This is a genomic window from Streptomyces sp. NPDC104381 (assembly GCF_055583745.1).
In genome coordinates this window covers 453,366-467,700 of the sequence record NZ_JBVJNK010000008.1, presented here as the reverse complement: position 1 = coordinate 467,700, position 14,335 = coordinate 453,366, and the positions used below count along the sequence as shown (strand labels likewise).

The 14,335-nt window shown below is 71.2% G+C and carries 14 protein-coding genes; 11 read left to right on the top strand and 3 right to left on the bottom strand.

Annotated features, from left to right (window positions below):
- Window positions 1–3 precede the first annotated feature (3 nt).
- Window positions 4–444 carry a cell division protein SepF gene (locus ACZ607_RS28825; protein WP_469739253.1) on the bottom strand — a complete coding sequence of 147 codons (441 nt, stop codon included), beginning with the start codon at window positions 442–444 and terminating at the stop codon, window positions 4–6.
- Between the two features lie 309 nt (window positions 445–753).
- On the opposite strand from ACZ607_RS28825, the gene ACZ607_RS28820 reads away from it, so the two are divergent.
- Complete coding sequence (locus ACZ607_RS28820) at window positions 754–1,965, top strand: DUF5685 family protein (RefSeq protein ID WP_469739251.1); 1,212 nt, start codon at window positions 754–756, stop codon at window positions 1,963–1,965.
- Window positions 1,966–2,004: 39 nt separating this feature from the next.
- On the opposite strand, the gene ACZ607_RS28815 is transcribed toward ACZ607_RS28820, so the two are convergent.
- Window positions 2,005–2,946, bottom strand: a complete 942-nt coding sequence (locus ACZ607_RS28815; protein WP_469739249.1) for an ABC transporter substrate-binding protein — start codon at window positions 2,944–2,946, stop codon at window positions 2,005–2,007.
- A gap of 449 nt (window positions 2,947–3,395) precedes the next feature.
- Between ACZ607_RS28815 and ACZ607_RS28810 the strand changes: the two genes are divergently transcribed.
- The 9 genes from ACZ607_RS28810 (at window position 3,396) to ACZ607_RS28770 (ending at window position 12,840) form a co-directional block, all read left to right on the top strand.
- Window positions 3,396–4,265, top strand: a complete 870-nt coding sequence (locus ACZ607_RS28810; protein WP_469739247.1) for an amino acid ABC transporter permease — start codon at window positions 3,396–3,398, stop codon at window positions 4,263–4,265.
- Window positions 4,262–6,103 carry an FAD/NAD(P)-binding protein gene (locus ACZ607_RS28805; protein WP_469739244.1) on the top strand — a complete coding sequence of 614 codons (1,842 nt, stop codon included), beginning with the start codon at window positions 4,262–4,264 and terminating at the stop codon, window positions 6,101–6,103. The genes ACZ607_RS28810 and ACZ607_RS28805 overlap by 4 nt, the downstream gene beginning before the upstream one ends.
- A 44-nt stretch (window positions 6,104–6,147) precedes the next feature.
- Complete coding sequence (locus tag ACZ607_RS28800) at window positions 6,148–7,050, top strand: amino acid ABC transporter permease (RefSeq protein ID WP_469739242.1); 903 nt, start codon at window positions 6,148–6,150, stop codon at window positions 7,048–7,050.
- 41 nt (window positions 7,051–7,091) lie between these two features.
- Window positions 7,092–7,844 (top strand): amino acid ABC transporter ATP-binding protein, encoded by a 753-nt coding sequence (locus ACZ607_RS28795; RefSeq protein WP_469739393.1) that lies wholly within the window; start codon window positions 7,092–7,094, stop codon window positions 7,842–7,844.
- Window positions 7,845–7,913: 69 nt separating this feature from the next.
- Entirely contained in the window at window positions 7,914–8,888 is a 975-nt protein-coding gene (locus ACZ607_RS28790) for an ABC transporter substrate-binding protein (protein WP_469739240.1), read from the top strand.
- 15 nt (window positions 8,889–8,903) lie between these two features.
- Window positions 8,904–9,980, top strand: coding sequence for an LLM class flavin-dependent oxidoreductase (locus ACZ607_RS28785; protein WP_469739236.1), 1,077 nt, complete (start codon window positions 8,904–8,906; stop codon window positions 9,978–9,980).
- A gap of 17 nt (window positions 9,981–9,997) precedes the next feature.
- The gene (locus ACZ607_RS28780; protein ID WP_469739390.1) at window positions 9,998–11,278 is read left to right on the top strand and encodes an NtaA/DmoA family FMN-dependent monooxygenase; all 1,281 of its coding nucleotides are present in this window, start codon (window positions 9,998–10,000) and stop codon (window positions 11,276–11,278) included.
- Window positions 11,279–11,282: 4 nt separating this feature from the next.
- A complete protein-coding gene (locus ACZ607_RS28775) occupies window positions 11,283–12,089 on the top strand; it encodes a DUF1684 domain-containing protein (RefSeq protein WP_469739234.1) in 807 nt (268 codons plus the stop codon).
- A gap of 271 nt (window positions 12,090–12,360) precedes the next feature.
- The gene (locus tag ACZ607_RS28770) at window positions 12,361–12,840 is read left to right on the top strand and encodes a hypothetical protein (protein WP_469739232.1); all 480 of its coding nucleotides are present in this window, start codon (window positions 12,361–12,363) and stop codon (window positions 12,838–12,840) included.
- 82 nt (window positions 12,841–12,922) lie between these two features.
- Here the strand turns inward: ACZ607_RS28770 and ACZ607_RS28765 are convergent, their stop codons facing one another.
- A complete protein-coding gene (locus ACZ607_RS28765) occupies window positions 12,923–13,852 on the bottom strand; it encodes a DUF4231 domain-containing protein (RefSeq protein WP_469739229.1) in 930 nt (309 codons plus the stop codon).
- A gap of 212 nt (window positions 13,853–14,064) precedes the next feature.
- On the opposite strand from ACZ607_RS28765, the gene fxsA reads away from it, so the two are divergent.
- Window positions 14,065–14,229, top strand: coding sequence for an FxSxx-COOH cyclophane-containing RiPP peptide (fxsA, locus tag ACZ607_RS28760; RefSeq protein ID WP_099177920.1), 165 nt, complete (start codon window positions 14,065–14,067; stop codon window positions 14,227–14,229).
- Window positions 14,230–14,335 lie beyond the last annotated feature (106 nt).

The following is a 14,335-nucleotide window of genomic DNA, read 5'->3' as shown; positions in this document are numbered from 1 at the left end:
TGCTCAGCTCTGGTTGAAGAAGCCGTCGGCCGGCCGGCCGGCGGCTTCGCCGTTGACCACCTGGGTGTGGGCGGGGGTCAGCAGGAAGACCCTGGTCGCCACGCGCTCGATGGAGCCGCGCAGTCCGAAGGTGAGTCCCGCCGCGAAGTCCACGACGCGCTTCGCGTCGGTGGGGTCCATCGACGTGAGGTTGACGATCACCGGCACACCGTCCCGGAAGAGCTCGCCGATCCCACGCGCGTCCCGGAAGCTGTCCGGCGTGACGGTGGCGATCCGGCGGCCCGTGTCCTCGGCCTTCTCGGAGGCCACCTGCACGCGGGGGTCGGTCACCCATGGCTGATTCGTGCCGGTCTCCGCATCCTCGGAGTACTCGTCGTCGTAGTACCGCTCGTCGTTGTCCTCCACGAGGCCCAGCCAGGCGCTCGCCTTGCGCACCGATCCCATGGACGCCTCCTCTCACCGCGGTTCGTTGGTGTTCCGTATCTCTTTCCTATCCCTATGGTCGTCCATGATGCGGATTCAGCGCCAAGGGGATAGGCGCCGCGCGCGCGATTCGTGACGCTACTGGTGCAGAACATGTGGCGATTCGTCAGGGTTCGTACCGCATAGGGGGGCTTGCGGAAAGAAAATATGATGCCCCCGTCCGTACGGGTGAGATGGCGGGCGTACGGGTGAACGGAACCCTGGATACGATGCACGCCGCGCCGGAGTACGGGCGCGGCTCGTCAGGTGAACGGCTCCCGGGGGATCGTCGTGTTCGGAATCGTGAGGCCCTGTACCCATCGGCTGTCCGAAGGGCTCAGGACCGAGTGGATGGCTCATCTCTGCGGGCTCTGTCTCGCGCTCCGGGCGGACCACGGGCAGTTCGCCCGGGTCGCCACGAACTACGACGGCCTGATCGTCTCGGTCCTGACGGAGGCTCAGTCCGAGCGCACCACGGGGCTGCGGCGCACCGCCGGACCGTGCCCGCTGCGCTCCATGCGGACGGCGCCGGTCGCCCGGGGCGAAGGAGCCAGGCTCGCCGCCGCCGTGTCGCTCGTCCTGGCGTCCGCGAAGGTGCGCGACCATGTCGCGGACCGCGACGGGCTGTTGAAGCGGCGCCCGGTGGCCGCCGCCGCACGCCGGGTCGCCGCGGGCTGGGACAGGGCCGGGGCGCGCACCGGGGCCGAGCTCGGCTTCGACACCGCCGTCCTGGTCGACGCCGTCGACCGGCAGACCGGCATCGAGTCCCTCGCCGGCCCCGGCACCTCCCTGCTGACCGTCACCGAGCCCACCGAGACGGCGACGGCCGCGGCCTTCGCGCACACCGCCGTACTCGCGGGCAGGCCGGGGAACGCCGAGCCGCTGGCCGAGGCGGGCCGGCTCTTCGGGAGGCTCGCGCATCTGCTGGATGCCGTGGAGGACCGGGAAGCTGACGCCGCGTCGGGTGCCTGGAACCCGCTCACCGCCACCGGCACATCGCTCGCCGAGGCCCGCCGGCTCTGCGACGACGCGCTGCACGGCGTGCGCCTGGCGCTGCGCGACGCGGAGCTCACCGACGGCGCGCTGGCCCATGTGCTCCTGGTGCACGAACTGCGGCGCTCCGTGGACCGGGCCTTCGGCTCCACGGCGTGTTCGCACCAGGCCGGCGGGGCACCCTCGGGCGCCTACGGGCCGCCGCCCGGCAACCCGTACACGCCGACGCCCGGCGGTCCGTACGGTCCTCCGGGACCGCCGCTCCCGCCCGAGCCACCGCGCAACCGCCGCGGCCTCATCGCCGGCTGCCTGGTCTGGGCCGGCCTGGCCTGCACCTGCCAGATGTGCTGCGCGAGCAACTTCAACGACCCGTGGAGCGGCCAGGAGCGCGAAGGGCTCTGCCACAAGGGCGACTGCTGCGACTGGTGCGAGGGCTGCGGGGAGGGCTGCAGCTGCTGCGGCAACTGCTGCAGCTGTTGCGAGAGCTGCGACTGCGGGTGCGACTGCTGATCCGGCGTCAGACGGCCGCCGCGGTCCCACCCGGCGGCCTCACCTGATCTCGGGCGGTGAGATCTGCGAGGTCTCGATCGCCGACCCGGTGGTGCCCCACTTCTTCAGGATGCGGTCGTAGGTCCCGTCGGCCTTGAGACCGTTCACCGCCGCCTGGAAGGCCGGCGCCAGCGGGGTGCCCTTCTTGAAGACGAAGCCGACGTCGAGGCGCTTGTACTCGTTGAGGAAGCGCAGCCCGTCCAGCTGGGCCACGCCGTAGCGCAGTCCGTTGATCGTGTTCATCACGATGTCGCTGCGGCCCTGCTGGAGCGAGATCCAGACGGCGGACGGATCGCCGTACGTCTTGACCTCGTACGGCTTCTCGCCCGCGTCGGCGCACAGGTGCTTGTTCTCCTCCAGCGTCGCCTCGAAGGTGGTCCCCGCTCCGGTGCCGATGGTCAGTCCGCAGAGCTGCGTGAGGTCGGTGACCTTCTTCAGGTCGCTGTCGTCACGGACGGCGAAGCCCTGACCGTCGTTGATGTACGTGACGAAGTCGATGGTCTTCCGGCGCTCGTCCGTCACGCCGAAGTTGCCCGTGCCCACGTCGTACTTGCCGCTGCCCAGGGCGGGGAGGATCGCCTCGAAGGCGGCGATCTCCCGCTTCAGCCTCAGCCCGAGGGCCTTGGCCACCGCGTCCGCGAAGTCGACGTCCGCCCCCGCGAGCGTCTTCCCGTCCTCCAGGTAGGCGGCGCCGCCGGGAGGCGAGCCGGTGGCGGACGCGATCGTCAGCGTGCCGGCGGCGCGCACCTTCTCGGGCAGCAGCTTCGCCGCGTCCTCGTTCTTCCTCACCGACGAGACCACGTCGGTCGTCGGGATCTTCCCCTTCGCCGGGGAACCCGCGGCGGCGGGCGCGGTGGCGGGGTCGCCCGATCCGCAGGCACTGAGCGAGAGTGCGGCCACGGTGATCAGTGCGAAGGCAGCGGTCTGCCGGGTTCGGGGCATGACGGAGTTTCTCCGGATTCGTCGACCCCGCTCCGGGGCCAGGGCAGCACGGAGCGTCGGGGCGGGAGATCAGCTGTTACGAGGGGAGGGCCGAGCCATGTCGTGCACGCGAAGGAACGCAAGGGACTCCGCTCCAGCGCCGGCGACGGCGCGAGCGGGAGAAAAGGAAACGCAGGGCGTCAGCTCAACAGGAACAGGACCACACGCGACCGAAGTCGATGTGGGAGCGGGTGACCAGCCACTGCTGCGAATACATGGCCCAAGTGGAACAGGCATCCGGTGGCGCGTCAACTGAACCGAGACGTACAGCTCACACTCTGGACAAGCTTGACAACGGCACCCCGTGGCGCTTTTCTCAGAGGCGGACCGGCGCTGAGGGGCCCGGTCCACGTTGTGTTCGCGCTGAAGGCACGCCCCGTGTTCGATCTCTGCATCCACGGAGCCTTCGCATGTCCGCGCAGACAGAAGTCCCCACCCCGTCCTTCTCCGCCCCGCCCGCCGGCCACGCCGGGAGGGAAGAAGCCCCTCGCATCGTGCCCGTACGCCGAACAGGCAGGTGGGCGGCGGCCGTTGTCGTACTCCTCCTGCTCGCGGGCGCTCTCGTCTCCGTCGTCCGCAACGAGGCGTTCCAGTGGGACGTCGTGGGTGCCTACCTCACCACCGACTTCGTGCTGCGCGGCCTCTGGCTCACCCTCTGGCTCACGGGCCTCGTCATGGTGCTCGGCTTCGCCCTCGGCACCCTGCTCGCCGTGTTCAGGCTCTCCGGCAACCCCGTCCTCCGGGCGGTGAGCTGGGGCTACATCTGGCTGTTCAGGTCCACACCGATCCTGGTCCAGCTGCTCTTCTGGTTCAACATCGGCGCCCTCTACCCGCAGATCCTCGGCGTCGACACGGTCGACCTCCTCAGCCCGATCGCCGTCGCCGTCATCGGACTCACGCTCCACGAGGCCGCATACGCCGCCGAAGTGGTCCGCGGCGGCATCCTGTCCGTCGAGCGCGGACAGCTGGAGGCGGCCCAGTCGCTCGGCCTCGGCCCCTGGCGCCGGTTCCGCCGGATCGTGCTGCCGCAGGCCATGCGCTCCATCGTGCCGCCCGCGGGGAACATGCTGATCGGCACGCTGAAGGGCACCTCGATCGTCAGCATCATCGCCGTGCAGGACCTGCTCTACTCCGCCCAGCTCGTCTACCACCGCACCTACGAGGTCATCCCGCTGCTGCTGGTCGCCACCCTCTGGTACGCCGCGATCACCTCCCTGCTGTCCATCGGCCAGTACTACGTGGAACGCCACTACGCACGCGGCACGGCAGGCGCCCGATGAACGGCGGCCCGACGCTCGTCGTCATAGGCGGCGGCCCCCGCGGCACCGGCGTCATCGAACGCATCGCGGCCAACGCGGCCGAGCTGTACGGCGACCGGCCCCTGGACATCCACATCGTCGACCCGTACCCGCCGGGAGGCGGCCGGATCTGGCGGCAGGACCAGTCCCCGCTGCTGTGGATGAACTCCATGGCCGAGGACGTCACCATGTTCACCGACGACACCGTCCAGCTGGAGGGCCCGGTCAGCCCCGGCCCCGCCCTGCACACCTGGGCCGCGGACGTCCGCGAGGGACGGATCGCGGTCTCCGCCGACCCCGCCGTGCTGGCGGAGATCCAGGGCCTCGGCGGCCAGGGCTTCCCCAGCCGGCGGTTGCAGAGCGCCTATCTGCGCTGGGTGTACGAGCGGGCGGTGGCCGCGCTCCCGCCCGGCATCACCGTCCACGAGCACACCGGTCACGCCGTGCGCGTCTCCGGGCCGCGCGGCGGCCGGCAGCGCGTACGGATCCAGGGGCGCGCCGAGCCCCTCGACGCCGACCTCGTCGTGCTCACCGTCGGCCATCTCGACGCCGAACCGGACGCCGAACAGCAGGAGCTGGCCGGCTTCGCCGCCCGGCACGGACTGGTCCACCTGCCGCCCGACTTCACCGCCGACACCGACCTGTCCGCCGTACCGGAGGGCGAACCCGTCCTCGTACGCGGCTTCGGCCTCGCCTTCATCGACCTCATGGTGCTGCTCACCGAGGGGCGCGGCGGACGGTACGAGGACGGGGCCTACGTCCCCTCCGGCAGGGAGCCCGTCCTGTACGTCGGATCGCGGCGCGGCGTCCCGTACCACTCCAAGATCGGCTACACCTGGCAGGGCGAACGGCCGCCCCTGCCCCGCCACTTCGACGCGGACCGGGTGGAGGAGATCCTGAACGCGGGCGGGCCCGTGGACTTCCGGCGCGACCTGTGGCCGCTGATCGCCAAGGAGCTGGGCCACGCCCACTACCACCGGCTCTTCACCGCCCACCCCGAGCGCACCGCCGTGGACCTGACCGACTTCGAGGAGAAGTACGCCGTCGCCGAGCACGGCAGCCCCGAACTCGCGGCCCTCGTCGCCTCCGCCGTCCCCGACCCGGCCGACCGGCTCGACCTCGACGCCCTCGACCACCCGCTCGACGGGGTACGCCACACCTCGTACGACGCACTTCAGGACGGGCTGCGCGCCTACATCACCGCCGACCTCGAACGCCGCCACGACCCCGCGCACAGTCCCGACCTCTCCGTCTTCCTCGGACTGCTCTCCGTCTACGGGCAGCTGACCGGCGCCGGCGACATCGGCGCCTGGTGGCACGGCTTCTTCAACTACATCGCCTCCGGGCCCCCGGGACCACGGCTGCGCCAGCTCCTCGCGCTCTCGCGGGCCGGCGTCGTCCGCTTCCTGGGCGCCGGCATGACCGTCGAGTCCGACGAGGAGCACGGGGTCTTCCGGGCCCGCGGCACCTCCGTGCCCGGCGCCTCCACGGAGGCACGCGCCCTGGTCGAGGCACGGCTCCCCGACCCCTCGCTGCGCAGGACCCGCAGCCCGCTTCTGAGCGCGCTGTACGAGGACGGGGCGGCCGGCACCGACACGGGACTGCTCTCCGTCGACCCCGCCGACGGCCGGATCCTGGACACCGAGGGCCGCCCGCACCCGCGCCGGTTCGCCCTCGGCCCGTACACCACCGCGCGCTCCGCCGGCGCCTTCACCCGGCCCCGCACCGGCGGCGCGGCCTTCCGGCAGAACGACGCCACCGCCCGCGCGGCCCTCGCGTTCCTGCGCGACCTCTCCTGTCGGGACCGCCTCACCGCGTGAGCACGGCCCCTCTCCGTACCCCTGTCGCAGAAGGAACTCCCGTCATGTCGCTGACCAGCGATCCACCCATCCACCCACCGGCCGGGACCGACCCCGCCGGGAAGCCCGCCGCCGAGGAGCACGAGGCCCTGGAGGTCGTCCCCCTGCGCCACCCCTGGCGCTGGGTGGCCGTCGCGGTCACGGCCGTCCTGCTCGCCCAGTTCGTCAACGGCCTCGTCACCAACCCCGGCTGGGAGTGGGACGTCTTCGCCCGCTTCATCACCACCGGGACGATCCTCCACGCCGTCTGGGTCACGCTCCAGCTGACCTTCTACGGCACGGTGGTCGGCTTCGCGCTCGGCATCGTCCTGGCCTTCATGAGGCTGTCCGCCAGCCCGTTCCTCAGGGCGGTCTCGTACGCGTACATCTGGGCGTTCCGCTCCATCCCGCTCATCGTCCAGCTGCTCTTCTGGTTCAACCTGGCCTACCTCTACAAGGAGCTCGAATTCGGCATCCCCTTCGGGCCCGGCTTCGTCTCCTTCGACACCATGAACCTCGTCGGCGCGATGAGCGCCGCCGTCCTCGGGCTCGCCCTGCACCAGGCCGCGTACGCGGCGGAGATCGTCCGGGGCGGCGTACTCGCCGTGGACAGCGGCCAGTTGGAGGCGGCGGCCGCACTCGGCATCCCACGGCTCCGGCAGCTGAGGCGCATCGTGCTCCCGCAGGCCATGCGCTCCATCCTGCCGAACGCCGCCAACGAGATCATCTCCCTCTTCAAGGGCACCTCGATCGTCTCCGTGATGGCGATCGGCGAACTCTTCTACCAGGTCCAGGTCGTCTACGGGCGCAACGGCCGGGTGGTGCCCCTGCTCATGGTCGCCACGGCCTGGTACATCCTCCTGACCACCGTGCTCTCCGTCCTCCAGCACTACGTCGAACGTCACTACGCCAAGGGGGCCGTGCGATGAGCGCGACCGCAGAACCCGCAGAAGCCACCGGACCCGACGCCATGGTCGAGATCCGCTCCGTCCACAAGAGCTTCGGCCCGCTCGAGGTGCTGCGCGGCATCGACCTGTCCGTGCGCACCGGAGAGGTGACCGTCGTCCTCGGCCCCTCCGGCTCGGGCAAGTCCACGCTGCTGCGCACCATCAACCACCTGGAGAAGGTCGACCAGGGCTGGATCAGCGTCGACGGCACCCTCGTCGGCTACCGCAGGTCCGGCGACAAGCTGTACGAACTGCGCGAGCGGGAGGTCCTGCGCCAGCGCACCGCGATCGGCTTCGTCTTCCAGAACTTCAACCTCTTCCCGCACCTCACCGTCCTCGAGAACGTCATCGAGGCCCCGATCGCCGCGCTCGGCCGTCCCCGCAAGGACGCCGTCGCCGCGGCCGAGAAGCTGCTGGCACGGGTCGGGCTCGCCGACAAGGCCGGCGCCTACCCCAAGCAGCTCTCCGGCGGCCAGCAGCAGCGCGTCGCCATCGCCCGCGCCCTCGCCCTGGAGCCGAAGCTGCTGCTCTTCGACGAGCCGACCTCGGCGCTCGACCCCGAACTCGTCGGCGAGGTCCTCGACGTCATCAAGGACCTGGCCCACGGGGGCACCACGATGATCGTCGTCACCCACGAGATCGGCTTCGCCCGCGAGGTCGCCGACACCGTCGTCTTCATGGACGAGGGACGGATCGTCGAGCAGGGCCCGCCCGCCGACGTCCTCGACCACCCCGTCCAGGAACGCACCCGCGCCTTCCTCTCCAAGGTCCTCTGACCCATGTCCCCGCAACCGCAACCGCAACCGCAGCCCCGGCACCCGTCCCCGCAGTCAAGGAGCAGCCACATGACCGTCCGCCGCACCCTCACCGCCGTCCTCGCCACGCTCACCACCGCGGGGCTGCTCACCGCGTGCGGCGGCAGCGACGCCGCCGAGGACGTGATCAGCGCCAAGGGCCAGAAGGACACCGGTATCAACATCGGCCCCGACCAGAAGCGGATCAGAGGGAAGAAGGTGGACGCCATCGCGGCCCAGGTGCCCGCCGCCATCCGCCAGCGCGGCACGCTGCGCATCGGCGGGAGCGCCGACAGCTCGCCACCCCTCGGCTTCTACGCGACCGACGACAAGACCAGGATCGGCGCCGACATCGACCTGGCGACACTGCTCGCCGACACCCTCGGACTGAAGCCGGTGTTCGAGCAGGTCTCCTGGGAGAACCTCTTCGTCGGTCTCGACAGCTCCAAGTTCGACGCGGTCCTCTCCAACGTCACCGTGACCGAGGAGCGCAAGGAGAAGTACGACTTCGCCACCTACCGGCTCGACAACATCGCCTTCGAGGCGAAGAAGGGCTCCGGCTGGAAGGTGAAGGGCCCGGCCGACGTGGCCGGGAAGACCATCGCCGTCTCCTCCGGCACCAACCAGGAGAAGATCCTCGTCGACTGGAGCGAGCAGAACGTCAAGGCCGGCCGGAAGCCGGTCGAGATCAAGTACTTCCAGAACATCACCGACTACTACATCGCCCTCCAGTCGGGCCGCATCGACGCCTACTTCGGCCCGAGCCCCTCCGCCAACTACCACGTCGCGTCGGCCGGCCAGTCCGAGGTCGTCGGCACGCTGTCCGGCGGAGGCGACGCCATCCAGGGGAAGATCGCCGCCACCACGAAGAAGGACAGCGGCCTGGTCGAGGCGTACGGCGCCGCGATCGACCACCTCATCCAGGACGGCTCGTACGCCAAGGTCCTGAAGCGCTGGGGCCTGTCCAACGAGGCCGTCGAGAAGTCGGAGATCAACCCGCCCGGCCTGCCCAAGACCGAGAACTGACCCGAGAGGCCCCGCATGTCCGCCACCAGGCCACTCCACCTCGCCGCCGAGATCGGAGGACCGCCGCGCTACGACGCCGGCTCCTACGCCGCGCTCGCCCGCCTCGCCGAAGGGGGCACCCTCGACTACGTCACCCTGGGCGACTCCTTCAACCGGCCAGGCCCCGACGCGCTCGCCGTCCTGGCCCGCGTCGCCCCGGCCACCACCCGGATCGGCCTCGTGCCGACCGTCACCACCACCCACACCGAGCCCTTCCACGTCTCGTCCGCCGTCGCCACCCTCGACTGGGTCAGCAAGGGCCGGGCCGGCTGGCAGGCGGACGTGTCGACGACCGAGGCCGAGGCCAGGCTGTTCGGCCGCCGCCCGGCCGCACCCGCCGCCGCCCTCTGGCAGGAGGCGGGGGAGGCCGCCGACGTCGGGGCCCGGCTGTGGGACAGCTGGGAGGACGACGCGGAGATCCGCGACGTCGCCACCGGCCGCTTCATCGACCGCGACAAGCTGCACTACGTCGACTTCGAGGGCAGCACCTTCTCCGTCCGGGGCCCCGCCATCGTGCCCCGGCCACCGCAGGGCCGGCCCGTCACCGTCATCGACGGCACGAGCGGACCCGCCCGGGACGCCGCAGCGCGGCACGCCGACATCGTCCACGTACGGGCCACCTCGCCCGAACAGGCGGCCTCGCTCGCCGGTGAACTGCGCGCCGGCGCCGCCGCCCACGGCCGGGACCCCGAGAGCCTGCGGGTCCTGGTCGCCCTCACCGTCGATCTCGGGGACGCCGAGAAGACACCCGAACCCGGCCTGGAGAGCGGCCCGCAACTGGCCGGGCGGAACACCTACTTCCGGGGCGGCCCGGTCGACCTCGCCGAACTGATCACCCGGTGGCACCGGGGCGGAGCCGTGGACGGCTTCCACCTCACCCCCATCACACCGGAGCGCGACCTGGAGAGGATCGTCAACGGGACCGTCGCCCTGCTCCAGCACCGCAGCCTGTTCCGCACCTTCTACCCGGGCGGCACACTCCGCGAGCACCTCGGCCTCGGCCGGCCGGCCAACCGCTACGCCCTCGCGAGGAACTCAGGGGGGACCTCATGACGAAGACGCCGAAGCAGATGCACCTCGCCGCCCACTTCCCGGGCGTCAACAGCACCACCGTGTGGACCGATCCACGCTCCCGGAGCCAGATCGACTTCGCCTCCTTCGAGCATCTCGCCAGGACCGCGGAGCGCGGCAAATTCGACTTCTTCTTCCTCGCGGAAGGGCTGCGGCTGCGCGAGCACAACGGCCGGATCCACGACCTGGACGTCGTCGGCCGCCCCGAGTCCCTCACCGTGCTGAACGCCCTCGCCGCCGTCACCGACCGGCTGGGGCTCGCCGCCACGGTCAACGCCACCTTCAACGAACCGTACGAACTCGCCCGGCGCCTCGCCACGCTGGACCACCTCAGCGACGGGCGCGCCGCATGGAACGTGGTGACCTCGTCCGACGCCTTCACCGGCGAGAACTTCCGCCGGGGCGGCTATCTCGACCGGGCCGACCGATACACCCGCGCCGCCGAGTTCGTCGCCACGGCACGGGAGTTGTGGGACTCCTGGACGCCGGAGGGCACCTCGCGCCCCTTCGCGCACTCCGGGCAGCACTTCGACATCTCCGGGGAGTTCAGCGTCCCCCGCTCGCCCCAGGGGCACCCCGTCGTCATCCAGGCCGGGGACTCCGACGAGGGCCGGGAGTTCGCCGCGTCCGCGGCCGACGTCATCTTCACCCGGCACGGCACCCTGGAGGCCGGCCGGACGTTCTACGCCGACGTCAAGACCCGCCTCGCGAAGTACGGCAGGCAGCCCGCCGACCTGAAGATCATGCCCGGGGTCACCGTCGTCCTGGGCGACACCGACGCGGAGGCCCAGCAGAACGCCGCCGAGATCCGCCACCAGCAGGTGTCCCCGCAGAACGCGATCCTCGCCCTCGAACAGATCTGGGGCCGCGACCTCTCCTCGTACGACCCCGACGGCCCCCTCCCGGACATCGACCCGGACCCCGGGTCGAGCCTGGTCCAGGGCAGGGTCAGGGTCGCGGACCCGCTGGCCGCGGCCGCGAAGTGGCGGGCGCTGTCCGAGGCCAAGGGGCTCTCCATCCGCCAGACGGCGATCGAGGCCACGGCGCGGCAGTCCTTCATCGGTTCGCCCGCGACGGTCGCCGCCGAACTGGAGCGGTTCGTCACCGCCGACGCGGCCGACGGCTTCATCCTCGTACCGCATCTCACCCCCGGCGGCCTCGACGGATTCGTCGACCGGGTCGTCCCGATCCTCCAGGAACGCGGAGTCTTCCGCACCGAATACACCGGCTCCACGCTGAGGTCGCACCTCGGCCTGGCCCGGCCCGTATGGAAAAGTTGACCGCATGAGCACGGACGCACAGCAGGACAGCGAGGAGTTCCACGCCTGGCAGCGCTGGCACGAGCGGCGCATCGTCGCCGTGGCCGCACCGCACGGCCCGCTCTCCCTCACCGGCACCCACTGGCTCGCCGACCACCCGGAGGGGCGAATTCCGGCCGTACCCGGGCTGTGGCGCGAGGAGGACGGCGAGGTGGTGCTCACCGCCACCCCCGACGACGGGCTGACCGTCGACGCGAAGCCGCTGGCCGGCGAGGTCCGCCTCGGCGCCGACCGGGGCCCGATCGACACCTCCCGGGTCGCGCGGGGCGAGCGCCGGCTGGTCGTGCTGAGCCGCGAAGGGCTCTGGGCGGTCAGGGACTTCGACCCGCAGTCCCCGGCCCGGCAGGCCTTCCGGACCATCGACGCCACGCCGTACGACCCGAAGTGGTCGCTGGAGGGCACCTTCCGGCCGTACGCGGCCGACCGGACCGTCCGCGTGGAGAACGCCGACGGACGGGAGCGGGGGCTGGGGCTCTCGGGCGAGATCGCCTTCACCCTGGACGGCGCCGAGCACACCCTCCAGGTGGCGGTCGAGCCCGACGGCTCGCTCTGGGCCGTGTTCGCCGACGCCACCAGCGGGAACGGCAGCTACCGCTTCCGCTTCCTGCGGCCCGAGGCGCCGGACGCGGAGGGCAGGGTACGGGTCGACCTGAACCGCGCCCTGCTGCCGCCGTGCGCCTTCGCCGACCACTTCATCTGCCCCTTCCCGCCGCCGGGCAACACCCTCACGGTGGCCGTGCCGGCGGGGGAGCGGAACCGTATCGACGGCTGACCCGTCCCGTCCGAAAAGGCACCCTTGCGGGCCGGGCCGGCCGGTCACCGAAGCACCGAGCGCGTACGGCGTCAGCGTGTTCCGACCCGGCCGGGCACCGCCGCACTCCCGTGAGCCCCCGCAGAACCCCGGCGGGGGCTCCCCCTCGGACCACGGCTCTTGAGAGGATGTCAGGACGGTCGGTCGCAGAGGTACCACGGGGGGCGGACGCTGTGCGGTCCGGAGGGATGACCTCCGGGAGCCCCCGCAGACACCAGGGGGTTCCAGGTCCGTGAAACGCATCGGAGTGACCGGTCACCGCACCATCCCCCTGGAGGCCCGGGAGCATGTGCTGGAGGAGCTGAGAGCGGCCCTGTGCGGACACGAGGGCTCCCTGGAGGCGCTCTCCAGCCTGGCGGTCGGGGCCGACCAGCTCTTCGCCGACCTCGCCCTGGCCCACGGCGCGGAGCTGACCGTGGTCATCCCCAGCGGGGACTACGAGGACGGCTTCGCCGACGAGGCGGACCTCGCGCGCTACCGGACGCTCAAGGCCCGGGCCGCCCGCGAGATCCGGCTGGACTTCCCGCACTCCACCGACGAGGCCTACTACGCGGCCGGCGCCTACATCGCCGACCACTGCGACCGGCTGATCGCGGTCTGGGACGGCCTCCCCGCGCGGGGCCTCGGAGGCACCGGCGACATCGTGACGTACGCCCGCAGCCTCGGGCGGCCGGTCACCGTCATCTGGCGCGAGGGGGTGGAGCGCGGCTGACCCACCGCGCGTCTGCCTGCCCCCGGGCGCACGGACCTGCCGCGCGTCGGCCTGCCCCCGGCGTACGGACCCGCCGCGTGCCTCACATCCGGTGCCTGACCAGCCAGTCCGTGTGCTCGGGGGAGACGATCCGCTCGGTCTCGAAGACGGCGGCCGCCCACTGCCGCTCGGTCAGGGTGGTCTCCATCGCGGCCTGCATGTTCTCCAGATCGTCCTCGACCAGGGAGTGCGCGGTCACCAGCGGATGGTGACGGCGCGTCTCGTTCCAGGCGAGGCAGGCGGCAGCGGCGGCGGAGAACGTGCCGGTGAGCGCGAAGGACCCGGCCTCCCCGAAGGTCCGCAGCACGGCGAGGACCAGCGCGGGCAGTGTCAGCGCGGCGATGGTGCTCGACCAGACGAGCGCCCCGCGCCGCGACACCAGCCTGCGCCTGCGGTACCAGCGCCGCTGCTCGATCAGCCGGTCCCGGATGTACGTCTCCTTGCGTACGGTGAACGCCTTCTCCCGCAACTCCCGCATGGACGCGGTGATCAGGCCGCCACCCGAGTCGGCCATCTCCTCCCGGGGGTCGTCCCACCCGACCTTCCGCAACTCCTGGAGCCCCTCCTCCAGCCGGCTGGCGAACACCGCCTCGGGGTGCTGGACGGCCGAGTCGAAGGGGGAGCCGTGGACCGCGTACCGCCAGCAGTTGGACTTGATGAACTCCGCTGCGGAGCGGTTGAGTTGCCAATGCGACTTTGCTTTGCGGCGGGACGCGAGGTACGTCGTGATCAGGACACCGAGATACGCCAACACCGCGATACCATCGAGGAGTTGGATGCCGCTCCCGACCTCGGCGCGCCAGGGCAGGGCGGCGGGCACGGTGCCCAGGACGAGCAGGGCGAGCTGGCCGCGGGTGGTGTTGACCGCCTCGCGCTGGCGCGCGACGGCGACCGCGTCGGTGTGGTGGAAGAGTGCGGGCAGATCAGCGCTCCTGAAGACCATGCTCTGCAGCGGTCCTGGAATCGCCGTCATGATCACTCCTGTATTCGATGTTGTGGTCGTCCCGGCCCGCACATGAATGGTTTCCGGCCCATTTGGAGTAGTCCTGCAAATCACTCGGGTTACGGCTGTACGAGTCGAGTTGCACGCCGGGGCCATGAGAGTAAAGTCGTGCCGCCGGACACTGCAATGGTGCAGGTGCCGGTGCAGTTTCCGTGTCCGGAACGAGCCCATCAAGGACGGCCGTGAAGACCTACGAATCCACCCCGAGCTTCGCTGTCGCGAAGCGTCGTGTGCCGCTTGCGAAGATCGACGCATCCGGCAGCGCAGCAGCCAGGAAGATGGGCAGGGTGCTCGCGACGGCAGGCGGCCGCCCGACACAGATCTCGACATTCAACTCCTCGTTGTAAGAACCGCGAGACAGCCGGCGCCGTAAAGCAGTTTGAATTCCACCCGTTCGGGCGGTCGGCTCATGTGGCCGGCGGCCGGAATCCTGGCGCGGCTGGACTAGAGTGG